At 61.2% G+C, this 23142-nt stretch carries 22 protein-coding genes; 13 read left to right on the top strand and 9 right to left on the bottom strand.

Translation table 11 applies throughout. The features are described from left to right. Positions 1 to 2: 2 nt before the first annotated feature. Positions 3 to 512 carry a phage regulatory CII family protein gene (locus AC4PR2_RS07685; protein ID WP_046687852.1) on the bottom strand — a complete coding sequence of 170 codons (510 nt, stop codon included), beginning with the start codon at positions 510 to 512 and terminating at the stop codon, positions 3 to 5. Between the two features lie 30 nt (positions 513 to 542). Beyond that, on the bottom strand, positions 543 to 764 hold the full coding sequence (locus AC4PR2_RS07680) for a hypothetical protein (RefSeq protein ID WP_046687853.1): 222 nt from the start codon (positions 762 to 764) through the stop codon (positions 543 to 545). Between the two features lie 108 nt (positions 765 to 872). Between AC4PR2_RS07680 and AC4PR2_RS07675 the strand changes: the two genes are divergently transcribed. From AC4PR2_RS07675 to aac(6'), 3 genes are all read left to right on the top strand, one after another. Next, complete coding sequence (locus tag AC4PR2_RS07675; protein ID WP_046688547.1) at positions 873 to 1454, top strand: phage repressor protein CI; 582 nt, start codon at positions 873 to 875, stop codon at positions 1452 to 1454. Positions 1455 to 1457: 3 nt separating this feature from the next. Continuing rightward, positions 1458 to 2519 carry a phage integrase gene (locus AC4PR2_RS07670; protein WP_043148066.1) on the top strand — a complete coding sequence of 354 codons (1062 nt, stop codon included), beginning with the start codon at positions 1458 to 1460 and terminating at the stop codon, positions 2517 to 2519. A gap of 240 nt (positions 2520 to 2759) precedes the next feature. After that, positions 2760 to 3200, top strand: a complete 441-nt coding sequence (gene aac(6') / locus AC4PR2_RS07665) for an aminoglycoside 6'-N-acetyltransferase (protein ID WP_346420593.1) — start codon at positions 2760 to 2762, stop codon at positions 3198 to 3200. Here aac(6') and AC4PR2_RS07660 read toward each other — a convergent pair whose 3' ends face one another. Further along, a complete protein-coding gene (locus AC4PR2_RS07660) occupies positions 3201 to 3917 on the bottom strand; it encodes an HPP family protein (RefSeq protein WP_060388247.1) in 717 nt (238 codons plus the stop codon). It lies immediately after the preceding gene. A 171-nt stretch (positions 3918 to 4088) separates the two neighbouring features. Here AC4PR2_RS07660 and yfcF point away from each other — a divergent pair, with 171 nt between their 5' ends. Then, entirely contained in the window at positions 4089 to 4724 is a 636-nt protein-coding gene (gene yfcF / locus AC4PR2_RS07655) for a glutathione transferase (RefSeq protein ID WP_443014503.1), read from the top strand. Positions 4725 to 4797: 73 nt separating this feature from the next. Here yfcF and AC4PR2_RS07650 read toward each other — a convergent pair whose 3' ends face one another. Genes AC4PR2_RS07650 through AC4PR2_RS07640 form a run of 3 tightly spaced genes read right to left on the bottom strand, consistent with a single transcriptional unit; the run spans position 4798 to position 8830 of the window. Beyond that, the gene (locus AC4PR2_RS07650) at positions 4798 to 6039 is read right to left on the bottom strand and encodes an aromatic amino acid transport family protein (RefSeq protein WP_043142048.1); all 1242 of its coding nucleotides are present in this window, start codon (positions 6037 to 6039) and stop codon (positions 4798 to 4800) included. A gap of 58 nt (positions 6040 to 6097) precedes the next feature. Beyond that, the gene (locus tag AC4PR2_RS07645) at positions 6098 to 7552 is read right to left on the bottom strand and encodes an NAD-dependent succinate-semialdehyde dehydrogenase (RefSeq protein WP_492174973.1); all 1455 of its coding nucleotides are present in this window, start codon (positions 7550 to 7552) and stop codon (positions 6098 to 6100) included. A 12-nt stretch (positions 7553 to 7564) separates the two neighbouring features. Then, the gene (locus tag AC4PR2_RS07640; RefSeq protein WP_048234933.1) at positions 7565 to 8830 is read right to left on the bottom strand and encodes a 4-aminobutyrate--2-oxoglutarate transaminase; all 1266 of its coding nucleotides are present in this window, start codon (positions 8828 to 8830) and stop codon (positions 7565 to 7567) included. Between the two features lie 121 nt (positions 8831 to 8951). On the opposite strand from AC4PR2_RS07640, the gene pdxR reads away from it, so the two are divergent. Then, the gene (pdxR, locus tag AC4PR2_RS07635; protein ID WP_070915390.1) at positions 8952 to 10442 is read left to right on the top strand and encodes a MocR-like pyridoxine biosynthesis transcription factor PdxR; all 1491 of its coding nucleotides are present in this window, start codon (positions 8952 to 8954) and stop codon (positions 10440 to 10442) included. A gap of 15 nt (positions 10443 to 10457) precedes the next feature. Here pdxR and AC4PR2_RS07630 read toward each other — a convergent pair whose 3' ends face one another. Next, the gene (locus AC4PR2_RS07630) at positions 10458 to 12077 is read right to left on the bottom strand and encodes an ABC-F family ATP-binding cassette domain-containing protein (protein WP_346420595.1); all 1620 of its coding nucleotides are present in this window, start codon (positions 12075 to 12077) and stop codon (positions 10458 to 10460) included. Between the two features lie 307 nt (positions 12078 to 12384). On the opposite strand from AC4PR2_RS07630, the gene AC4PR2_RS07625 reads away from it, so the two are divergent. After that, positions 12385 to 14406, top strand: a complete 2022-nt coding sequence (locus AC4PR2_RS07625; protein WP_330113081.1) for an oxidoreductase — start codon at positions 12385 to 12387, stop codon at positions 14404 to 14406. A 195-nt stretch (positions 14407 to 14601) separates the two neighbouring features. Here the strand turns inward: AC4PR2_RS07625 and rlmG are convergent, their stop codons facing one another. Further along, entirely contained in the window at positions 14602 to 15741 is a 1140-nt protein-coding gene (gene rlmG, locus AC4PR2_RS07620; RefSeq protein WP_015379148.1) for a 23S rRNA (guanine(1835)-N(2))-methyltransferase RlmG, read from the bottom strand. Positions 15742 to 15971: 230 nt separating this feature from the next. Here rlmG and AC4PR2_RS07615 point away from each other — a divergent pair, with 230 nt between their 5' ends. From AC4PR2_RS07615 to sstT, 7 genes are all read left to right on the top strand, one after another. Next, the gene (locus AC4PR2_RS07615) at positions 15972 to 16262 is read left to right on the top strand and encodes a type II toxin-antitoxin system RelE/ParE family toxin (protein ID WP_346420596.1); all 291 of its coding nucleotides are present in this window, start codon (positions 15972 to 15974) and stop codon (positions 16260 to 16262) included. Between the two features lie 15 nt (positions 16263 to 16277). Then, positions 16278 to 16601, top strand: a complete 324-nt coding sequence (locus AC4PR2_RS07610) for a HigA family addiction module antitoxin (RefSeq protein ID WP_219228764.1) — start codon at positions 16278 to 16280, stop codon at positions 16599 to 16601. Next, positions 16594 to 17106, top strand: coding sequence for a M48 metallopeptidase family protein (locus tag AC4PR2_RS07605; RefSeq protein WP_016930176.1), 513 nt, complete (start codon positions 16594 to 16596; stop codon positions 17104 to 17106). The genes AC4PR2_RS07610 and AC4PR2_RS07605 overlap by 8 nt, the downstream gene beginning before the upstream one ends. A gap of 50 nt (positions 17107 to 17156) precedes the next feature. Continuing rightward, complete coding sequence (locus AC4PR2_RS07600; protein WP_070915396.1) at positions 17157 to 18137, top strand: Gfo/Idh/MocA family protein; 981 nt, start codon at positions 17157 to 17159, stop codon at positions 18135 to 18137. Between the two features lies 1 nt (position 18138). Further along, on the top strand, positions 18139 to 18870 hold the full coding sequence (locus tag AC4PR2_RS07595) for a glutamine amidotransferase (RefSeq protein ID WP_060424716.1): 732 nt from the start codon (positions 18139 to 18141) through the stop codon (positions 18868 to 18870). A gap of 252 nt (positions 18871 to 19122) precedes the next feature. Then, on the top strand, positions 19123 to 20091 hold the full coding sequence (locus AC4PR2_RS07590; RefSeq protein ID WP_060424713.1) for a TerC family protein: 969 nt from the start codon (positions 19123 to 19125) through the stop codon (positions 20089 to 20091). A gap of 262 nt (positions 20092 to 20353) precedes the next feature. Then, positions 20354 to 21589, top strand: a complete 1236-nt coding sequence (sstT, locus tag AC4PR2_RS07585; RefSeq protein ID WP_492174972.1) for a serine/threonine transporter SstT — start codon at positions 20354 to 20356, stop codon at positions 21587 to 21589. 52 nt (positions 21590 to 21641) lie between these two features. Here the strand turns inward: sstT and AC4PR2_RS07580 are convergent, their stop codons facing one another. Beyond that, entirely contained in the window at positions 21642 to 23129 is a 1488-nt protein-coding gene (locus AC4PR2_RS07580) for a UxaA family hydrolase (protein WP_346420597.1), read from the bottom strand. Positions 23130 to 23142 lie beyond the last annotated feature (13 nt).

The following is a 23142-nucleotide window of genomic DNA, read 5'->3' as shown; positions in this document are numbered from 1 at the left end:
CCTCAGCTTAAACCAGCAACAGCACTCAGCCCGCTGATCACGTCAACGGTGGAGGCCAGAGCCGGGGTGGATTGGATGCGGTTCTGAACGGTCAAGCCGATCAGCGACAAATGGCGGATCGCCGTGTTGACGCTTTCAAGCAGTGCGCTTTTGCGTACCGGCGTTTTGTGGTCACCCTGCACAGCGGCGGCGGCAATGTTTCCGACTGCGGCCGTGGCCTGCAGTGCATACGTTGGGATATTCCCGGCACAAGCCTCATTGACAGGCACGGACGGCATGCAGTTGATTTGTGCCAGCAAGGCATCGAGCAAGCCAGCGTCTTCAGTAGCATCAGTAAGCGCCAATAGCTCCGCACAAGTGAGCTGGTGCGGTTGCTCTGGGTTTAGCTTGTTGCGCAATGTCTGTGGCTTAATGCCTGTAACCTCACCCAGCTTTACGAGGTTGTGACGAACGGCAAACTGCCGACAGGCGATGTCAAAATGTGGATGTTTGGAAACGTCATAATCAAACATGATTCACCCCAATCTAATAATTAAGATGAATTACGCCTGAAGCGAAATCTTACATTCACTCAATGCCTGCACAGTTAATGCAGCCATGTTGATTTCAACCCTTGCTTTTGGCTTATCACCCTTGCCACGGATAGGCAAGCGGCCGTCACGCACCATGTCGCGAGCCGTTCCTATAGGGGTTCCAGTGATACGGCAATACTCATCGATAGGCAGATATGGGGTTGTAATGGCAATTGTAATGTTAGGGCGCATCGGGCAAACTCCTTTTTCACTTTGAGTGCAGCAACACTCAACAACTTTCATAAACCTACAAACCAGATGTTAATCTTCCAAATAGGGAGATTGCAAGGGAAAGTTTTCATGAACCTACAGATTGACTTCTCCAAGGGGAGTGTTGAGACGCTGGATAGGATCCTTGAAGCGTATGGTTTCAAGACCAAATTAGCTTTAGCCGATCACCTTGGCATTGCCAGCAGTAGCTTGGCCAATCGCTATAGGAGAGGTTTTTTCCCCGCTGACATCGTCGTGCGCTGCATGGCCGAGACAGGCGCCACATTGGAATGGCTCGCAACTGGCCAAGGCCGCAAGTTCTACGACGAAGAACTGGATATGATGCACTTGCATCGCCAAAAGCTGGCCGATGGACAGTTGATTGACGCTGGAATGGCAAGATTAGACAAAGTCTTTTTCAAGTCTGGGTCAGTTCTACCTACTGATCCGGTTTGCATCCAAGATGACAAAGCTCAATACATTGTTGACCGCTCTTTTACTGAAGTTTTTGACGGTGAATGGCTGGTCAGTATTGAAGGGAAAATAAGCATTCGAACGCTGGTTCGTATACCTACAAATCGCGTTAGAGTTGGCGGTGTTGGTATGTCCTTTGACTGCAGCCTAGATGAAATCAGCGTATTAGGCCGGGTAGTAATGACAATCACAAATTAAGCTATGTCGATAAAAAAACAACCTGACGGCAAGTGGCTGTTAGACTTTTATCCCGAAGGCAAACCCAAAGGTAAAAGCAGTAAGCGTATACGCAAAACGTTCTCCACCAAGGGAGAGGCCACAGCCTATCAAAACCACATATTAGAAAATGTTCACGTCAAGCCTTGGCTCGATGGAAAAGAAGATCGCCGCAAACTGAAAGACCTTGTGGTGCAATGGTTTGATGAGCATGGCGTTACGCTAGATGACGGTGAAAAACGCAAAGGCGCAATGGAGTTTGCCTGTGACAGCATGGGTGATCCTTTCGCTCATGAGTTTGACTCAACCATGTTTTCTATTTATCGAAAAAAGCGGTTGTCCGGCGAGATAGTCAGAACAGCACGGGTAAAGCAGGTTTCCCCGCGCACGATGAATCTCGAACTGGCATATTTTCGCGCCGTATTTAATGAGCTAAAACGTCTGGGTCATTGGAAACTTGATAACCCTCTAGCAAACGTCCGCCCCTTCAAATCGGAAGAGGCGGAGTTAGCCTATCTCGAGCAAGAGGAAATAAACCGACTGTTAGAACAGTGTTTAAAAAGCAGAAACGACAGCACATTTTGGGTTGCTTGTGTATGTTTAATGACTGGCGCGCGTTGGGATGAGGCTGAATCATTGACCACAAAGCAGATTAAAAATCTTAAAATTAGCTTTTTCAAAACTAAAGGGAATAGGAATAGAACCGTCCCAATAAGCAACGAATTTTACGACTCATTGCCGAAACCGGATAAGCCCGGTAGGTATTTCAAACCATGTTATTCTGCTTTTCGCAAAGCCGTTGAACGTGCGGAGCTTGAACTACCTGACGGCCAGCTTTCACACGTTTTGCGCCACACATTCGCCAGCCATTTTATGATTAATGGCGGAAACATTCTCGTACTACAACGCATCTTAGGCCATACCGACATCAAGATGACGATGCGATATGCGCACTTCGCACCTAACCATTTACAGGAGGCGACCACCCTTAACCCATTGGGGAAAAACGTCCCCTTTCTGCCCCCTCAGAACTCAAACCACCAATAACCACCGATAACATCCGTTTTATAACCTTTTGTTTTCACTGTAACTTATTGATTTTAAAAGGTGGTACATCGTTCTCATAATCGCTTGGTCGTTGGTTCAAACCCAACAGGGGCCACCAAATTTTAGCTGTTTTCACAGCCTTACAAGCCATTCTGTCCGGGATGGCTTTTTTGTTTCCCGCCGCCGTGCCACACTTCTCTTTCGGCATTCCTGATTTATTCCGACTCATAAGGGCCCCGCATGATCGTCAACTGCGACCACGACAACCTCGACGCCTGGCTGGCGCTGCGCACCGCGCTGTGGCCCTCCAGCTCGCCTGAAGATCACCGCGCGGAAATGCGCGAGATATTGGCTTCGCCGCACCACACCGCGTTTATGGCGCGGGGGCTGGACGGCGCTTTCGTTGGCTTTGCCGAGGTCGCGCTGCGCTACGATTACGTCAACGGCTGCGAATCGTCACCGGTGGCGTTTTTGGAAGGGATTTATACCGTCGAGCCCGCCCGCCGCCAGGGCTGGGCCGCGCGCTTGATCGCGCAGGTGCAGGAGTGGGCGAAGCAGCAGGGGTGCAGCGAGCTGGCGTCGGATACCGACATCGCCAATCTGGACTCCCAGCGCCTGCATGCGGCGCTGGGCTTTGCCGAAACGGAGCGGGTGGTGTTTTACCGCAAAACGCTGGGCTGATCAGGCGGTCTTGCTTTGCCGCTGATGCGCCAGCTGCTCGGCGCGCAGCAGGATCTCCTGCAGATCGTCCTCGTCAATATCGAACAGATCCCCCTCCATCAGCGCCTCGTGCAGATCGGCGCGGGTGATGGCAACGGCATCGATCGGCAGATTGGCCGGTTTGGCCTCCGCCGGCGCCAGCGCGTGCGGGTAGCGTCGCCCGGCCAGGTTATTGAACAGAATGGCCAGCGCCGCCAGCAGCACCGAGTTCAGCAGCACCGGGTACAGCACGAAGTGGTAGCCCATCTGGTGAATGCCGGGGCCGCCGAGGATGGCGGTCAGCGCCACCGCGCCACCCGGAGGATGCAGGCAGCGCAGCTTGAACATCAGGCCGATGGCCACCGCCGCCGCAACGCCGCAGGCCAGGCCCGGATCGGGGATCAGCAGACCGGCGCTGACACCCACCGTCGCCGCCAGCGCATTGCCGCCGACGATCGACCAGGGCTGCGCCAGCGGGCTGTTGGGCACGCCGAACAGCAGCACCGCCGAGGCGCCCATCGGCGCGATAAACCACAGGTTCACCTCGCCCAAAATAAAGTGGCTGATCCAGCCGGCGAGCATCAGCCCCAAACCGGCGCCGACGCTGGAAATCAGCATCTCTCGCTTGCCCACCGCCAGCGGGTGCGGCCACAGGCGCGCGCATCCCACTTTTACTCGTTCTATCCACTGCGTCTTCATGTTACCCAATACGGCTCAATTCACTTGTTGGCAACAAATATATCACATCACCCTGAAGGAACTCACGGCGCCGTAAACCGCGCCGCCCAAGAACTTTTAGGCTAACAGATTGATTTTTAGCCTCCCCTCGTCAATGATGAATGTTCCCCCCTTAACCCCGAGGAACCGCCGATGTCTCAACCGATCATCGAGCTTTATACCGACAGTGAATTTTTCAGCCCGTACGCCATGTCCGCCTTTGTCGTGCTGACGGAAAAAGGCATTCCGTTCACCGTGAAGCCGGTGGATCTGGCGAAAGAAGAGAACAAAGAGGCGGCCTACGCGGCGCTGTCGCTCACCCGCCGGGTGCCGACGCTGGCGATCGGCGAGTTTCAGCTCTCGGAGTCTTCGGCGATCGCCGAATACCTGGAAGACATCCACCCGGCCCACGCCGTGTACCCGCGCGACGTGAAGCTGCGCGCCAAGGCGCGCGAGATCCAGGCCTGGCTGCGCTGCGATCTGTTGCCGATCCGCGCCGAGCGCTCGACCGAGGTGGTGTTCAACAACGGCAAGTTCCCGCCGCTGTCCGAAGCCGCGCAGGAGGCCGCGCGCAAGCTGATCGCCGCCGTGGAAAAGCTGCTGAGCCACGGGCAGGACAATCTGTTCAGGGAGTGGTGCATCGCCGACACCGATCTGGCGCTGATGCTCAACCGGCTGGTGATGCACGGCGACCCGGTGCCGGAGCGCGTGCGCCACTATGCGCACAAGCAGTGGCAGCGCCCGTCGGTGCAGGCCTGGCTGGCGTTGTCGGAAAAACGGCGCGCCTGAGAAAAAAATCGGCGGCCACGACGCCGCCGTTCTCAATGCCGAGAAACAACATCACTGCTTGAGGGAAGGCAAATCACCATCCAGAGGGCAGATAGCCTAACAATGAAGCGATGGCGTACACCGCGCTGGCCAGGTACAGCAGCACAATGCTGACCTGCAGCAGCGGGTGCGTGATCCAGTTGCACTGCCAGCGCGGGGTCTGGTCGCCCTGTTTGCGCGCGCCGCGCAGGATCAGCATCGGCATGATCGACAGGATCACCCCGCTGAACACCCCGGCGAAGTAGAGCGCGTTGACGAACGACACCAGCCCGCTGTAGGCCAGCACGAACGGCGGCACTACCACCAGCAGCAGCACGCCGAAGCGGCGCAGCGGCAGCTCGTCGTTGCCCAGCCTAAACTTGTCGAAAATATTGGTCAGGAAGCTGCCGCCCAATCCCCAGTACGAGGTCAGCATCGCGCACAGCGCGAAGATGTTGGCGGAGAAGAACGCCCACTGCCCCAGCGCCTGGCCCCAGGAAATGGTGGCCACGTCGGAGATGTCATCCAGCCCGCTGAGCGCGATCACCGACATTGGCACCGCCGCCAGCAAAATGAAGGTCACCACCATGCCGACGATGATCGCCTTCGGCAGTTGCTCCGGCTTGTCGGCAAAGCCGCGCGCCATCTCCGGCACGATGTACTGCGCCGAGAAGCAGAACACCACCACGTTGAACACCGGCACCATATAGCGCCAGTCGCCGTCAAGCAGGTTGCGCATCTGGGTGGTGTCTTTCAGCAGCGTCGCCGCCACCAGCGCAGTCAGCATCACCACCATGCCGATGCTGATAAACTTCTCGCCGCGGCCGATCGCTTTCAAACCGAGGTACAGCACGCCGGCGGCGGGCACGAAGAACAGCAGGCTGCCCAGCGCCGGCGAGATGCCGAACAGCGATTGCAGCAGCTTACCGCTGCCGGTCATGTAGGCGGTAAGCGCCCCAACGCTGTTGACGCACACCGAAGCGAACATCAGCCAGGCGCCCAGACCGCCGACGTAGCGCTTCGCCAGCCCGCTCAGCTGCAGATGTGCGCGGGTGCGCAGCGTGGATTCGGCGACGTACAGCATAGTGATGGTGGTCAGGCTCCCCACCAGCACCAGCCAGAACAGCAGCGGCAGGAAACCGGCCTTGCTGGAGGCGTAGGCGATGGAGAGCACCCCGGCGCCGATGTTGGTGCCGACGATCATCGCCACCCCTTCGAGGAAACTTAACGATTTGGCGGGTGCAGGTGCTCGCACCCCGGCGGCAAGCGCCGGAGAAACAGAGATATTATCAGACATGCATCATCCTTTATCGCCCGGCGACGCTGGCCGCCGGGATGGGTTAACGTCCTGACGCTCAACAGCTCACATCGATACACAGGTATTTCAGCTCCAGATATTCTTCTATCCCGTAGCGCGATCCTTCACGCCCGAGCCCTGACTGTTTCACGCCGCCGAACGGCGCCACTTCGTTGGAAATCAGCCCGGTGTTGATGCCGACCATGCCGTACTCCAGCGCTTCCGGCACGCGCCACTGTCGCGCGGCGTTCTGCGTGAACAGGTAGGTGGCCAGGCCGAATTCGGTGTCGTTGGCCATGGCGATGGCTTCCGCCTCGTCATGGAAGCGGAACAGCGGCGCCACCGGCCCGAAGGTCTCTTCTTTGGCGAAGCGCATCTTCTGCGTTACCCCGGTCACCACCGTCGGCTGGAAGAAAGTGCCGCCGAGCGCGTGCGGCTGGCCGCCGGTGGCGATCTGCGCCCCTTTGATCAGCGCGTCGTCGATATGGCTCTGCACCTTCGCTACCGCATCGCTGTCGATCAGCGGCCCCTGGGTGGTGCCTTCCTGGCTGCCGTCGCCGACTTTTAGCTGCTCGACCGCCGCCACCAGTTTTTCCGCCAGCCGCTCGTAGATGCCGTCCTGCACGTAAATGCGGTTGGCACAGACGCAGGTCTGGCCGCTGTTGCGGAACTTGGAGGCCATGATGCCCGCCACTGCCGCGTCCAGATTGGCGTCGTCGAACACGATGACCGGCGCGTTACCGCCCAGCTCCAGCGACAGTTTCTTGATGCTCGGCGCGCACTGCGCCATCAGGATGCGGCCGACCTCGGTCGAGCCGGTAAAGCTCAGCTTGCGCACCACCGGGCTGTCGCACAGCACCTTACCCACCTGCGCCGCTTCCCCGGTCACCACCTGCAAAACGCCGGCGGGAATGCCGGCGTCCTGCGCCAGCTTGGCCAGCGCCAACGCGGTCAACGGCGTTTGCTCAGCCGGTTTGACGATGATGGCGCAACCGGCCGCCAGCGCCGGCGCCACCTTGCGGGTGATCATCGCCGCCGGGAAATTCCACGGGGTGATGGCCGCACACACACCGATCGGCTGTTTCACCACCACCAGGCGCTGCGAAGCCTGCGGCGCCTGCAATACCGCGCCGTCCACCCGCTTGGCCTCTTCGGCGAACCAGGTGATGAACGACGCGGCGTACGCCACTTCGCCGCGCGCTTCCGCCAGCGATTTGCCCTGCTCGGCGGTCATCAGCTGCGCCAGATCTTCCTGTGCGGCCAGCACCTTGTCGGCCCAGGCCAGCAGCAGCGCGGAACGCTGCTTGGCGGTCAGCTGTTTCCACTCGTTTTGCGCTCGCTGCGCCGCCGCGATCGCCTGCTGGGTTTCCTCTTCGCTGACCAGCGGAATGCTGGCCAGTTCGGCGCCGGTGGCCGGGTTGATCACCGCTTCGCGCTTGCCGCTCAGGGCATCGCACCATTCGCCGTTGATCAGACACTGGCTGCGCAGCAGTTCGGGATTGTTCAATTTCATGCCGTTCGCTCCTTAGTGGGCCAGCGCGCGAGACAGGATGCCCATCGCCTTGGTGAACTGATCGTCCGGGATGGTCAGCGGGTACAGGAAGCGAATCACGTTGCCGTTCACGCCGCAGCTCAGCAGCAGCAGCCCTTCTTCCATCGCCTTCTGCTGCACCTGACGGGTGATATCGGCAGATGGTTTGCCGGTGGCCGGATCGTTGAACTCCACCGCCACCATCGAGCCTTGCGCGCGCACATCGGCGATCGCCGGGCTGGTTTTGCGCGCCTGCTGCAACACTTCCACCAGGTGCTGCCCCAAACGCTGGGCGCGCTGGCACAGCTGCTCTTCGTCGATCACGTCCAGTACCGCATGCGCCGCGGCCACCGCCAGCGGGTTACCGGCATAGGTACCGCCCAGCCCGCCCGGCGCCGGCGCGTCCATCACCTCGGCGCGGCCCGCCACCGCCGACAGCGGCATGCCGCCCGCCAGGCTTTTCGCCATGGTGATCAGATCCGGTTTAACGCTGTAGTGCTCCATGGCGAACAGCTTGCCGGTACGGGCGAAGCCGGTCTGCACTTCGTCGGCGATCAGCAGGATGCCATGCTGGTCGCACAGCGCGCGCAGCGCCTGCATGAACTCGGCCGGCGCCACGTTGAAGCCGCCTTCGCCCTGCACCGGCTCCAGCACGATCGCCGCCACCTGCTTGGGATCGATATCCGCTTTAAACAGGCGATCCAGGCTGTTCATCGCGTCTTCGGTAGTCACGCCGTACAGCGCATTCGGGTACTGGCCGTGGAACACCGAGCCGGGGAATGGGCCAAAGCCCAGTTTGTAAGGCGCCACTTTGCCGGTCAGCGCCATGGTCATATAGGTGCGGCCGTGGAAACCGCCGCCGAAGGTGATCAATCCTGGACGGCCGGTGTAAGCGCGGGCGATCTTCACCGCGTTTTCCACCGCTTCCGCGCCGGTGGTGAAGAAGGCGGTTTTACACGGGCCGGCGATCGGCGCGCGCTGGTTGATGCGCTCCGCCAACGAAACATAGCTTTCGTAAGGAACGATCTGATAGGCGGTGTGGGTGAAGGCCTGCAGCTGCTTTTCAATCGCGGCGATCACCTTCGGGTGGCGGTGGCCGGTGTTCAGCACGGCGATCCCCGAGGCGAAATCGATCACTTCTTTGCCTTCCACATCCCACAGCGTGGCGTTCTCTGCGCGCTCGGCGTAAAAACCACACATCACGCCCACTCCGCGCGGGGTGGCGTCCTGACGGCGTTGGTTCAATTCTGCGTTTTTCATGCTGTTCTCTCCGGTCGGTGCCAGTTACACGTTTCGTTCACATTCGTGAAACAATGCCGTTTATTTACACAGGATGTGGCCCTATAATCGAGTGCCAGTTACGAATAATTGAGGGATCCAATTGCGCTCATTGAGTGGTGATCTGTTGCTGCAGCGCCTCGGCGAGCAGCCCGATGACAAGCTGCACAAGCGGCTTTACAACGCGATCCGCACCAGCATTCTCGACGGCAGCCTGCCGCCCTCCAGCCGCCTGCCCGCCTCGCGCGATCTGGCGCAGGAACTCAGCCTGTCCCGCAACACCGTGTTAACCGTTTATGAACAACTATTGGCGGAAGGTTACGTGTTGGCGCGCGCCGGCAGCGGCACCTTCGTCGCCGACACGGTGCCGGACAGCTGCCTCTCCACCGGCAGCGCCCCGGCGGACGGCAGCGGGCAACCGCGCCGCGTCGAACTGTCGGAACGCGGCGCCACGCTGCTGCACCACGCCAGTGCCAGCCCCAAACAGTGGGGGGCATTCATTCCCGGCGTGCCCGACGTCAACGCCTTCCCCCATCAGCTGTTCAGCAAGATCCAGGCGCGCCTCAGCCGCCGCCCGGCGCCGCAGCGGCTGACCTACAGCAATCAGGGCGGTAGCCCGGAGCTGCAGCATGCGCTGGTGGAGTATTTACGGGTGGCGCGCTCGGTGCGCTGTTCGCCGGAACAGATCCTGATCACCGAGGGCATCCATCAGGCGATCGATCTGGTGACGCGCATGCTATGCAATCCGGGGGATGACGCCTGGATCGAAGAGCCGGGCTATTGGGGGATCCGCAATATCTTGCGCATCAATGCGCTGAACATCTGCCCGCTGGCGGTGGACGAAGCCGGGCTGGTGCCGCCGGAGCAGCCGACCAACCCACCGCGGCTGATCTTCGTGACCCCGTCGCACCAGTATCCGCTCGGCTCGGTGATGAGCCTGGCGCGCCGCCAACGGCTGCTGGCGCTGGCGCGCAACGCCGGCGGCTGGATCGTCGAGGACGACTACGACAGCGAATTCCGCTTTTCCGGCCAACCGATCCCGGCGCTGCAAGGGCTGGAGGCCGACGCGCCGGTGATTTACATCGGCACCTTCAGCAAAACGCTCTACCCGGCGCTGCGCCTCGGCTATGTGGTGTTACCGCCGCCGCTGGTGCAGGCGCTGAAAACCGCCCACGCCGAGCTGTACCGAGGTGGGCACCTCCTGATCCAGAGCGCGCTGGCTGAATTTATTCAGGCAGGGCACTACACCGCGCATATCCGCCGCATGCGGTTGCTGTACGCCCGGCGGCGCGCCTTCCTGACCGGATTGATCGAACAGCACATCGGCAAACAGGCGCTCAGCGAATTCAACAGCAACGCCGGATTGCACCTGATCCTCAACCTGCCGGACGAGGCCGACGACGTGGCGATCGCCGCCGCCGCCGGCGCGCAGGGGGTGCTGGTGCGGCCGCTGTCGCGCTACTACATGCTGCCCAACCGCCGGCGCGGCCTGCTGATGGGGTTTGCCTGCGTGCCGGAAGAGCAGATGGCCGCGGCCTTCACCCAACTGTTGGCCTGCATTAACGCGCCCGAGATGAAAAAGGCGGCCCCCTAGGGCCGCCTTTGCGCGTTACCAGGCCTGAAGCCGCCAGCCGTCCGCCTGCCGGTTCAGGCGGTGCGTCGGCCGCAGCGCCTGCAGGAAGTCTTCGTCGTGCGATACCACCAGCATCGCGCCGGGGAAATCCGCCAGGGCAGTTTCGATCGCCAGCGACGACGCCAGATCCAGGTGGTTGGTCGGTTCGTCCAGCAACAGCAGCTGTGCCGGTTGTCGCCGCCACAGCGCGCAGGCCAGCGCCGCCTTGAGCCGTTCGCCGCCGCTCAGCGAGCCCAGCGGCAGCGCGATGCGATCCGCACCAAGCTGCAGCTGCGCCAGCCGAGTGCGCAACGCGCCTTCCGCCAGCGGCGAATCCTGCAGCCCCAGATGGTCCATCACCGACAGACTCGGGTCGAACTGCGACAAGGTTTGATCGAGGTAGGCCGTCGACAGCGGGCAATGACAATGGCCGGAAAGCGCCGTCAGCTGACCGAGAACGGTTTTCAGCAAGGTGGATTTGCCGCAGCCGTTGGGGCCGGTCAACGCCACGCGCATCGGGCCGTCGATACGCAGATCCAGCGGCGGCGCGCTGACGAACGGCAGCTGCAGCTGCTCGAGCACCAGCACCTGCTTGTTCGCGCTCACCTCGCTGCCCGGCAGCGCCAGCAACACCGGTTGCTCGTCCTCCACCCGCTGATAGGCCTCGCGCACCGCCGCATCGAGGCTGTCGCGCTGGTCCTGATGCTGTTTGCGCAGCGTGCCGAGGCTCTCCTTCGCCGCCGATTTGTAGGCCACCCGTTCGAAGGAGGCGATATTCAGCGTATCGACGACGCGCAGCGTTTGCGCCGAGCGCCGCTGGCTCATGTCGTGCTCTTTCTGCTGACGGGCGCGGGTGCGGCGGCGCTCCTCGCGCGCATGCTCCAGATCGGCGCGCGCCGCCTGCTGCTCCATGTCGCGCTGGCGCCGGTAGTCGTCGTAGTTGCCGCCGTAGCTGCGCAGCGCGCCGGGCGTCAGTTCGACGATGCGTTCCATACGCGCCAGCAGCTGCCGATCATGGCTGGCGATCAGCAGCCCGCCGCGCCACTGATCCAGCTGCTGATACAGCCAGGCGCGCCCGGCGCTGTCGAGGTGGTTGGTCGGTTCGTCCAACAGCAGATAATCCGCCTCCCCCAGAAAAGCGCCACACAGCGCCGCGCGCATCCGTTCGCCGCCGCTCAGTGAGCTTGCGGGTCGCAGAGGATCGAAGGCCGGCAGCCCGGCGGCGGCGAAGGCGCTTTGCAGGCGATCGTTGAGATCCCAGCGTCCTTCCAGACGATCGATGTCGTCCGCCAACGGCCGCCCTTGCTCGATGCGCGCCAGCGCGGCGAAGACCTCGCCGTAGCCCAGCAGCTGCGCCAGCGTGGTGTTCGCCGCGATCTCCGGCTGCTGCGCAACGTAAGCCAATGCGGCATGGGATTCGACGTGCCCGTTGCCCGGCCGATCCCGCCCGACGATCAGGCGCAGCAGCTGGGTTTTGCCGGCGCCGTTGCGCCCCACCAGGCCGCAGCGCGACCGATCGAAAGCGAGATCCAGCGGGCCGAACAGCGTTTCGCCGTCAGCAAATTGGCAGGTCAGTTGATGTAAAACGAAATAAGGGGACTGCGCAAAATGAGCCATAAGCACTCCTGAATGAGATCAAAACATCCCCACAGGGCGCGGGAGCGCACAGCGTGGGACCCGATATCAGCAGGTGTGGTTGTTCATTTTCGGTTATGGCTCCGCAGAGAGAAGGAATTTACAACGCGCAAAGGTTAACCGATCTTTTGTTCGTTATGCAAACGGTGCCTGAGATTCATGACGTCTATCACATTCGGCACAACGCAGATTCCCAAGCGGCGCGACAACGGCTAGATTTATCTCATCCGACCACTTATGTTCACATAATTATAACAACGGGCCCCGATTTCACCCGATGGAGAGTGCAATGAGCAATTACCCTCACCTGCTGGCGCCGCTGGATCTCGGCTTCACCACCCTGAAAAACCGGGTGCTGATGGGATCGATGCATACCGGCCTGGAAGAGCTGCCTGACGGCCCGCAGCGCCTGGCCGCGTTCTATGCCGAGCGCGCCGCCGCCGGCGTGGCCCTGATCGTCACCGGCGGCATCGCGCCCAACGACAAAGGCGTGGTGTATCGCGGCGGTTCCACCCTCAACAACGAGGCGCAGCTGCCTCACCATCGGCCGGTCACCGAGGCCGTTCATCGCGCGGGCGGCAAGATAGCGCTGCAGATCCTGCATGCCGGCCGCTACAGCTATCAGCCGCACCCGGTGGGCCCTTCCGCGCTGCAGGCGCCGATCAATCCCTTCGCGCCAAGCGCGCTGAGTGAAGCGGAGATCGAGCAGACCATCGCCGACTTCGCCCGCTGCGCGGCGCTGGCGCAACAGGCCGGCTACGACGGCGTTGAGGTGATGGGTTCCGAAGGCTACCTGATCAACCAATTTTTGGCGGCGCGCACCAACCAGCGCGACGATCGCTGGGGCGGCAGCTTCACCAACCGCATGCGCTTCGCCGTCGAGATCGTGCGGGCGGTGCGCCAGGCGGTGGGCGCGGAATTCATTCTGATCTACCGGCTGTCGATGCTCGATCTGGTGGAAGACGGCTCCAGCTGGCAGGAGATTGAACAGCTGGCGCTGGCGGTCGAACAGGCGGGCGCCACGATCATCAATACCGGCATCGGCTGGCACGAGGCGCGCATCCCGACCATCGCCACCATGGTGCCGCGCGCCGGGTTCAGCTGGGTGACCCGCAAGCTGATGGGCAAGGTGGGTATTCCGCTGATCACCACTAACCGCATCAACGATCCGGCGGTGGCCGAGCAGGTGCTGGCGGACGGCTGCGCCGACATGGTGTCGATGGCGCGCCCGTTCCTCGCCGACGCCGCCTTTGTGCAGAAAGCCGCCGAGGGACGCGCCGACGAGATCAATACCTGCATCGGTTGCAACCAGGCCTGTCTCGACCAGATTTTTGAAGGCAAGCTGACGTCTTGCCTGGTCAACCCGCGCGCCTGCCGCGAAACCGAAATGCCGTTGACGATGGCGGAGAAACCGAAAAAGCTGGCGGTGATCGGCGCCGGCCCCGCCGGGCTGGCCTTCGCCACCACTGCCGCCAGCCGCGGCCATCAGGTGACGCTGTTCGACGCGGCCGATCAGATCGGCGGCCAGTTCAACATCGCCAAGCAGATCCCCGGCAAGGAAGAATTCCATGAAACCCTGCGTTACTTCCGCCGCCAGCTGGCGCTGCGCGAAGTGACGGTCAGGCTGGGCGTCAAGGTCGAGGCGGCGGATTTAAGCGAATTCGACGAAGTGATCCTCGCCTGCGGCATCTTGCCGCGCACCCCGGACATCCCCGGCATCGGCCACGCCAAGGTGCTGAGCTATCTGGACGTGCTGCGCGATAAAAAACCGGTCGGCCAGCGGGTGGCGATCGTCGGCGCCGGCGGCATCGGCTTCGACACCGCCGAGTACCTCAGCCAGCACGGCGTGTCCAGCAGCCAGGATCAGGCGGAATTCAACCGCGAATGGGGCATTGACGGCCGCCTTGAGCAGCGCGGCGGGCTGGCGGCGCAAGGCCCCCAGGCGCCACGCGCCGCGCGACAAATCTATCTGCTGCAGCGCAAAACCAGCAAAGTGGGCGAAGGCCTGGGGAAAACCACCGGTTGGATCCACCGCGCCAGCCTGGCGATGCGCGGCGTGAAGATGCTCAACAGCGTCAGCTATCGGCTGATCGACGACGAAGGGCTGCACATCACCCGCGCCGAGCAGGACAGCTGCCTGCCGGTAGACACGGTGGTCATCTGCGCCGGGCAGGAACCGCGCCGCGAGCTGCAGCAACCGCTGCTGGCGATGGGGAAAACCGTGCATCTGATCGGCGGCGCCGACGTGGCCGCCGAGCTGGACGCCCGCCGCGCGATCGATCAGGGTACGCGGCTGGCGATGGCGCTGTAAAAAAGGGGCGCACAGCGCCCCTGATATTGATGACAAACCTCATCCCCATGCCGGGTGGCAGAGAGCAGCGAATAGAAAACAAGGAAAATCAATTTATTGATTTTCGGCTGATAACCACAAAAGGGGGAAAAACCACGCTTTTTCCCCCTTTTGTCAACAGCCTGAGGGGCGCACAGCGCCCCTTGGTCATCACGCTCAGCGACGCGCGCCGGATTTCACCGCTCTCAAGATCACGAACTTCTTGTTCGAGGCTACCAGCGTGCAGTTGCCGAACAGACGCTTGAGCTTCTGATGATAGTCGAGGTGGCGGTTGCCGACGATGCGTAACTCGCCGCCTACCTGCAGGCAGCGCTTGGCGTCGCAGAACATCTGCCAGGCGGTATGATCGGTAATGGCATGCTGCTGGTGGAACGGCGGGTTACACAGCACCGCCTGCACGCTTTCGCGCTCGATGCCCGCCAGCGCGTTGTTTACCTCAAACTGGCAACGATCCAGCTCTTGCGGCAGGTTGTGCTCCACGTTCAGCTCGCTGGAGGCCACCGCCATGTAAGATTCATCGACGAAGGTCACCTGCGCTTCCGGGTTTTGCGCCAGCGCCGTCAGGCCAATCACGCCGTTGCCGCAGCCCAGATCGACGATATGGCCGTTCAGGCCACGCGGCAGATGTTCCATAAACAGGCGCGCGCCGATATCCAGGCTGCCGCGCGAGAAGACGTTGGCGTGGTTATGGATAAGCCAATCGGTGCCGTCCAGCGTCCAGTCGGTGGTTTCCGCCGCCGCCGGTGGGACGATATCCGCCGCCTGGCAGAAGATCAGGCGCGCTTTCTTCCACGCCAGGCTGGTGCGCGTCGGGCCCAGCACCTTTTCAAACAGCTGCATCGTCGAGGTATGCACGTCGCGCGCCTTGGCGCCGGCGACGATCAGCGTGTCTTCGGTCACGACGTGGCGCAGCGCGCGCAGCTGCTGTTCCAGCAGCGCCAGCGCTTTCGGCACGCGAATCAGCACCACCGCCGGCGCCGCCGGCAGCTCGGCCAGGCTGTCCAACAGCGTGACCTGCTCGGGATCCAGACCGTTGAGCTTCAGGTTGTGGCGCGTCGCCAGCTGGCTCATGTACGAGTCGCTGACGCTGTAAGGACGATGCGCGTGCAGCGCACAGGCCAGGGTGCCGAAGTTATCGTTGAAAATCAGCACCGGACGGCCGCCGATATCTACGTTTTCAAGCTGTTGCAGCAGATATTCGTCCGCTGCTTCCCACGCCTGCAGTTGGGTGGATTCTTCCTGTTGGGGATAACGCTCCAGCTCAAGTTGCTGTGTTCCCAGATCGAGTTGGCTCATTGCCCCTCCTGACTGATAAAATTTGGGCTGTTTATCCCCTAAAAACGCCCGTCAGTAAAATGTTTTTTCGGATAAATTGCGTATTGCGCCGCGTATCTGAAAACCCGCTCCCCTTTTCTCCTTTAACAACATTAACCTTTCCCTCCCAAGCACCCATGTCGACGTTTTTTTAACCTGACGGGGTGTAACTTTAAATGTTACACTGTCAGTCCCTATGGAAGGGGGAAAGTATGATTAAATCTTTCCGCGATCGCTATCTGGAGCAGTTCTATCTAGGAGGCAGACGCAGCCGTCTGATCCCCGGCGCGCTCGAGCGGCAGTTGGCCAGAAAGCTCGATATGTTGGCCGCCGCGCAGCAAGAGCGTGATTTGCATCACCCCACGGGTAACTATTACAAGCGGCTGTCCGGGCCGTTTCAGGGATGGTCAAGTCTGCGCGTCAATATGCACTGGCGGCTGATGTTCCAGTGGCGGTATGACGCCGCTGAAAAAATTTACCTCGATCCTCACCAAGATACCTGAACGAGGGGGAACCTAATGTTGGAAACCACGACTCGCGAACCCACCACGGTGGGGGAAGTGCTGCAGGAAGAGTATTTAACGCCGTTGGGCATCGGTCAGGAGGAATTGGCAAAGGTTTTGGGCGTCACCCGCGCCACCGTCAACCGCCTATGCAACGGGCATCGGCGCATGAGCGTTACCGAGGCCAACCTGTTTGCCGATCTGTTCGAAACGACCACCGACTTTTGGCTGAACCTGCAGGCGGCGCACGATCGCTGGGAGGCCAGACAGGCCAATGCACAGCGCGTGCGGCTGCGGCCAATCAAAGAAATACTGGGGCGCAATATCACTCATGCATGACATCGAACTCGCCTACCTGCAAGGCTACCCAACGCATCTGCAAAGCCAGGTGCAGCAACTGATCCATCAGAATCGGCTGGGAGACGTGCTGCTGCAGCGCTATCCGCAGGTGCACGACTGTACTACCGACAAGTCGCTGTATCAGTTTACCGTCGATCTGAAAAACCAGTATCTGCGCAACGCCCAGCCGCTGAGCAAGGTGGCCTACGACAGCAAGATCCACGTCATGAAGCATGCGCTTGGCCTGCATACCGCCATCTCGCGCGTGCAGGGCGGCAAGCTGAAGGCCAAGGCGGAAATCCGCGTGGCGACGGTGTTCAAGGTGGCGCCCGAACCCTTCCTGCGCATGATCGTGGTGCATGAGCTGGCGCACCTGAAAGAGAAAGATCACAACAAGGCGTTCTACAGCCTGTGCTGCCATATGGAGCCGGATTACCACCAGCTGGAGTTCGATACCCGGCTGTATCTGACGCACCTTTCGCTGTTCGGCGAGCTGTATGCATAGCGAGTGAGGGCGTGATAATCTGCGGTTTTAGGCCTGGACCGGAGCTCGCCATGATTCGCTTTGCCGTCGTCGGCACCAACTGGATTACGGAACGTTTTATCGATGCCGCCCATGAAAGCGGCAAACTCAAGCTGAGCGCCGTGTATTCACGCTCGCTGGACCAGGCGCAGGCATTTGGCGCCAACTATCAGGTCACGCAGTTTTTCGACTCGCTCGAGGCGATGGCACAGTCTGACGCCATAGACGCGGTGTATATCGCCAGCCCCAATTCCCTGCACTGCCCGCAATCGCTGCTGTTCCTGCGCCATAAAAAACACGTGATCTGCGAAAAGCCGCTGGCCTCCAACCAGCGCGAAGCGGAACAGCTGGTAGCCTGCGCGCGGGAAAATCAGGTGGTGCTGTTCGAAGCGTTCAAAAGCGCCTACTTGCCGAATTTCCTGGCGCTGCAGCAGGCATTGCCGAAAGTCGGTCGGCTGCGCAAAGCCTTTATCAACTACTGCCAATACTCTTCGCGCTACCCGCGCTATCTCGCCGGCGAGAACCCCAACACCTTTAACCCCCAGTTCTCCAACGGCTCGATCATGGACATCGGCTACTACTGCCTGGCTAGCGCGGTAGCGCTGTTCGGCGCGCCGCAGTCGGTGCTGGCCAGCGCCACGCTGCTGGATACCGGCGTGGATGCCCACGGCACCGTCTGTCTGAACTACGGCGATTTCGACGTCACGCTTTCCCATTCCAAGGTCAGTGACTCGGCGATCCCCAGCGAGATCCAGGGGGAAGAAGGCACGCTGATTATCGACAAGATTTCCGAGTGTCAGGGCGTGGCGCTGACGCCGCGCGGCGGCAACCGCCAGGATCTGAGCCAGACACAGCACATCAATACCATGCTGTATGAAGCGCTGGCCTTCGCCGAGCTGATTGAGAAGCATCAGGTGGAACACCCGGGGCTGGAGAATTCGCTGATCGTCGCCCGCCTGCTGACCGACATCCGCCGCCAGACCGGCGTCGTCTTCCCCGCCGACGGAGAATGAGATGAAACCGCTGCTCGTGATGCAAACCGGCGACGCGCCGCAGGCCATTCGCCAGGAACTGGCCAACTTTGAAGGTATGTTCCTGCAACAGGGCAACATCGACGCCGAACGCGCGCACATCGTGCATCTTCCCGCCGGCGAACGGCCGTTGCCGCCGGCCGCCTATTGCGGCGTAGTCATCACCGGATCGCCGGCGATGGTGACCGAACAGCTGCCGTGGAGCGAGGAAGCCGCCGAATGGCTGCGTCAGGCGATGGCGATCAAACTGCCGCTGTTCGGCGTCTGCTACGGCCACCAGCTGCTGGCCTACGCGCTCGGCGGCGAAGTGGGCTACCACCCGCAGGGCATGGAGGTGGGTACGCTGGAGATCGAACTGCTGCCCGCCGCGGCCGAAGACCGGCGGCTCACCCTGCTGCCGCCGCGTTTCAAGGCCAACCTTATCCATTCGCAGAGCGTGCTGACGCCGCCCGCCGGCGCGCAGACGCTGGCGCGTTCGCAGCAGGACGCGCACCAGATCCTGCGCTATGGCGATCACGCCCTGACCACCCAGTTCCATCCGGAATTCAACGGCGCGGTGATGAGCCAGTATCTGCAGTGGCTCGGCGAACTGCATCCCGAGCAACAAGCCCGCTATCAACAGCAACAACAACAGGTTAGCGACACGCCGTTCAGCCGCCTGCTGCTGCAGGGATTCGTCGTCAGCCTCGGCGCGCAAAAAGCGATGGCCGGCTAACGCGATTCACGTTGACCGCCGACACATTTTGCATTACTTTCTGCTCTGCAAAGGGGAGTAACTTCATTGCCGGTCAATCGTCATTACGATGCGCAAGCATCCGGTTACCGGGCAACCTGATGTCAAAGGTGTAACCACCTTCATCAACGTTGTAAGTGAGACCTTGCCGGAAGGCGAGGTTTGCTTGCAGCGTTCACAGAGCGGCTGGCGTCTTCCGACGTTGGCCGTTTTTGTTTTTGAAGGATACCTCTGATGATGAATTCCGTTGGCACACCGTGGTTATGGGGCAGCTTCGCCGCCGTCATAGTCGTGATGCTCGCAATCGACCTCCTGTTGCAGGGCCGTAAAGGCGCGCACACCATGACCCTGAAGCAGGCCGCCAGCTGGTCGCTGGTGTGGGTCAGCCTCTCCCTGCTGTTCAATTTCGGTTTCTGGTACTACCTGAATGAAACCGCCGGGCGCGCCGTCGCCGATACCCAGGCGCTGGCCTTCCTGACCGGCTACCTGATCGAAAAAGCGTTGGCGGTGGATAACGTGTTCGTCTGGCTGATGCTGTTCAGCTACTTCGCCGTGCCGGCCAACCTGCAGCGGCGGGTGCTGATCTACGGCGTGCTGGGCGCGATCGTCCTGCGTACCATCATGATCTTCGCCGGCAGCTGGCTGGTCAGCCAGTTCCAGTGGTTGCTGTATCTGTTCGGCGCCTTCCTGCTGTTCACCGGTATCAAGATGGCGCTGGCGAAGGAAGATGACTCGGCGATCGGCGACAAGCCGCTGGTGAAATGGCTGCGCAGCCACCTGCGCATGACCGACAGCCTGGAAGGCGAGCGCTTTTTCGTGCGCCGCAACGGCATCCTGTTCGCCACCCCGCTGGTGCTGGTGCTGATCCTGGTCGAACTGAGCGACGTGATCTTCGCGGTGGACAGCATCCCGGCGATCTTCGCCGTGACCACCGATCCGTTCATCGTCCTGACCTCCAACCTGTTTGCCATCATGGGTCTGCGCGCCATGTACTTCCTGCTGGCAAACGTAGCGGAGCGTTTCTCGATGCTGAAATATGGCCTGTCGGTGATCCTGGTGTTTATCGGCATCAAGATGCTGATTATCGACTTCTTCCACATCCCGATCGGCGTGTCGCTCGGCGTGGTGGCAGGCATCCTGACGCTTACCTTGCTGATCAACGCCTGGGTCAATCGCCGCAACGATCGCCTGGCGAAGAAATAACCACAATCTGTTATCCGGGGCGCTAGTCGCCCCGCGATTGTTTGGCAATTCCCTCAAAACGCCAAACGTTATTGCGATCACACAAATGTAACCAGTATGTTATCAAGTGTTGATCCGCGCTCAGAATTTCATCCCCGCCTCTTTCCAACATCATTCGATTGCTGAATACTGATTCGGCAAACACACTTAGTTACAGAATCATATAAAGCTACCCGGCGTCGTTCCCGCCGCGGCGGCCAGATAACATCAGGAAGAAAGCACTATGCAAAAACTACTACAAAGGATTACTCAGGGCAGCTTGGTCAAACAAATCATGGTCGGCCTGGTGGCCGGCATTCTGGTGGCGCTGGTTTCGCCGGCAGCCGCTGCGGCCGTCGGCCTGCTCGGTACCCTGTTCGTCGGCGCGCTGAAAGCGGTGGCGCCGGTGCTGGTGCTGATTCTGGTGATGGCCTCGATCGCCAACCATAAACAGGGGCAGAAGACCAACATTCGCCCGATCCTGTTCCTCTACCTGCTGGGCACCTTTGCCGCCGCGCTGGTGGCGGTCGTCGTCAGCTTTATCTTCCCTTCTACGCTGGCGCTGACCACCGGCGCGACGGACATTACCCCGCCGGGCGGCATCGTGGACGTGATGAAAGGCCTGTTGATGAGCGTGGTGGCCAACCCGTTCCATGCGCTGATTAACGCCAACTACATCGGTATTCTGGCGTGGGCCGTCGGGCTGGGGCTGGCGCTGCGCCACGCTTCCGAAACCACTAAAGGGCTGATCAACGACATGTCCCATGCGGTTACGCTGGTGGTGCGCGCGGTGATCCGCTGTGCGCCGCTCGGCATCTTCGGCCTGGTGGCTTCCACGCTGGCGGAAACCGGCTTCGGCGTGCTGTGGGGCTACGCCCAGTTGCTGATGGTGCTGCTCGGCTGCATGCTGCTGGTGGCGCTGGTGCTCAACCCGCAGATCGTTTACTGGAAAATCCGCCGCAACCCGTATCCGTTGGTGTTCGCCTGCCTGCGCGAGAGCGGCGTGACCGCCTTCTTCACCCGCAGCTCCGCCGCCAACATCCCGGTGAACATGGAGCTGTGCAAGAAGCTGAATCTGAATGAGGACACCTACTCGGTTTCCATCCCGCTGGGCGCCACCATCAACATGGCCGGCGCGGCGATCACCATCACCGTGCTGACGCTGGCGGCGGTGAACACGCTGGGCATCGCGGTGGACGTCCCGACCGCTCTGCTGCTGAGCGTGGTGGCCGCCCTGTGCGCCTGCGGGGCCTCCGGCGTGGCCGGCGGCTCGCTGCTGCTGATCCCGTTGGCGTGCAACATGTTCGGCATTCCGAACGACGTGGCGATGCAGGTGGTGGCGGTCGGCTTTATTATCGGCGTGCTGCAGGATTCGGCGGAAACTGCCCTCAACTCCTCCACCGACGTGCTGTTCACCGCCGCGGCCTGCCAGGCGGAAGATCAACGGCTGGCAAACGAAGACCCGCTGAAGGTGCGTTAAGCGCAAGTTGCTTCATAAAAAGGCGCTCCCTCGAGCGCCTTTTTTGTCAGCGTTAGAGCGTCACCCCGCTTTTAAAGATCGCCAGCTCGCGGAAATCGTTGGCTTCATTGCGCGCCGGGCGGCCGTTGGCGATCTCGACGATCAGATCGACGAAGCGGCCGAGCAACGTCTCCATCGCCACGCCGTGGATCAGGCCGCCGGCGTCGAAATCGATCCAGTGCGGTTTCTTTGCCGCCAGCTCGCTGTTGGTGGCCAGCTTCACCGTCGGCACAAAGCCGCCGTACGGCGTGCCGCGCCCGGTGCTGAACAGCACCATATGGCAGCCGGCACCGGCCAGCGCGCTGGTCGCCACCGCATCGTTGCCCGGCGCGCTGAGCAGATTCAGCCCCGGCACGCGCAGCCGCTCACCGTACTTCAGCACGTCCACCACCTGGCTCAGGCCCGCTTTTTGGGTGCAGCCGAGCGATTTTTCTTCCAGCGTGGTAATACCGCCAGCCTTGTTGCCCGGCGATGGGTTCTCGTAAATCGGCTGTTGATGGGCGATAAAATAGCGTTTGAAATCGTTGATCATGTCGACGGTTTTGTCGAAGGTCTCCCCGTCGCGGCAGCGGCTCATCAGAATGCGCTCGGCGCCGAACATCTCCGGCACTTCGGTCAGCACCGTGGTGCCGCCGTTGGCGATCACATAATCGGAAAAGCGCCCCAGCAACGGGTTGGCGGTGATGCCCGACAATCCGTCCGAACCGCCGCACTCCAGGCCGAACTTCAGCTCGCTCAGGCGGCCCGGCTCGCGGCGATCGTGGCGCATCTCCCTGTACAGCTCGTGCAACAGCGCCAGCCCGGCCTCCACCTCGTCGTCCTGCTGTTGGCACACCATAAAGCGCAGCCGCCGCTCGTCCGCCATCCCCAGCGTGGCGCGAAAGGCATCCACCTGATTGTTCTCGCACCCCAGCCCGATCACCAGCACCGCGCCGGCGTTGGGATGGCGCGCCATGTTCTGCAGCATGATTCGGGTGTTGGCATGATCCTGCCCCAGCTGCGAGCAGCCGAACGGATGGCTGAACAGATGCACGCCGTCGATCCCCTCCGCCTGCGTTTGCTGCAAAAAGCGCTGCTGGATCTGGCGGGCGATGCCGTTGACGCAGCCGACGGTCGGCACGATCCACAGTTCGTTGCGGATCCCCACGTCGCCGCCGGCCCGGCGGTACAGCTGCACCTCGCGATCCGCCGCCTGCGGCGGCAACGCCGGGAACTGCGGCTGGTAACGGTAGCTGTCCAGATCGCTCAGGTTGGTTTTGGCGTTTTGCGAATGAATATGCTCCCCAGGGCCGATGGCCACGAGCGCGTGGCCGATCGGCTGGCCATATTTGATGATGTCCTCGCCCTCGGCGATCGGGCCGAGCGCAATCTTGTGCCCGCGCGCCACCGGCTGCACCAGCGGAACGGCTACGCCTGCCAGCTCAACCGTGTCTCCGGCGGCCAGGTCGCGCAGCGCTACCGCCACGTTATCCTGCTCGTGAATCTTTATCGTACTTTGCATAAACCGGTCCCGG

This window comes from Serratia sp. A07, assembly GCF_058725505.1.
This window is presented reverse-complemented; position numbering and strand designations above follow the sequence as displayed.